We start from the raw sequence: 555 nt of genomic DNA, 5'->3' as shown, positions 1-555 counted from the left end.
CGCTCGGTTAGTGTAATGGTAGAAGCCAGCTTAACTGCGAGACAGACACGTCGAGCAGGTACGAAAGTAGGTCATAGTGATCCGGTGGTTCTGAATGGAAGGGCCATCGCTCAACGGATAAAAGGTACTCCGGGGATAACAGGCTGATACCGCCCAAGAGTTCATATCGACGGCGGTGTTTGGCACCTCGATGTCGGCTCATCACATCCTGGGGCTGAAGTCGGTCCCAAGGGTATGGCTGTTCGCCATTTAAAGTGGTACGCGAGCTGGGTTTAGAACGTCGTGAGACAGTTCGGTCCCTATCTGCCGTGGGCGTTTGAGAATTGAGGGGGGCTGCTCCTAGTACGAGAGGACCGGAGTGGACGAACCGCTGGTGTTCGGGTTGTGTCGCCAGACGCATTGCCCGGTAGCTATGTTCGGAATCGATAACCGCTGAAAGCATCTAAGCGGGAAGCGAGCCTCGAGATGAGTTCTCACTTGGACTTAGAGTCCACTAAAGGGCCGTTGGAGACTACAACGTTGATAGGCAGGGTGTGGAAGCGCTGTGAGGCGTGA

General features: G+C 55.0%; 1 rRNA gene. It reads left to right on the top strand.

What is annotated here, in order from left to right:
- A 23S ribosomal RNA gene (locus ACFOEE_RS20490) occupies positions 1 to 555 on the top strand; the annotation flags it as partial.

It is taken from the genome of Pseudoalteromonas fenneropenaei (genome assembly GCF_042643375.1).
Classification (GTDB): domain Bacteria; phylum Pseudomonadota; class Gammaproteobacteria; order Enterobacterales; family Alteromonadaceae; genus Pseudoalteromonas; species Pseudoalteromonas fenneropenaei.
This window is presented reverse-complemented; position numbering and strand designations above follow the sequence as displayed.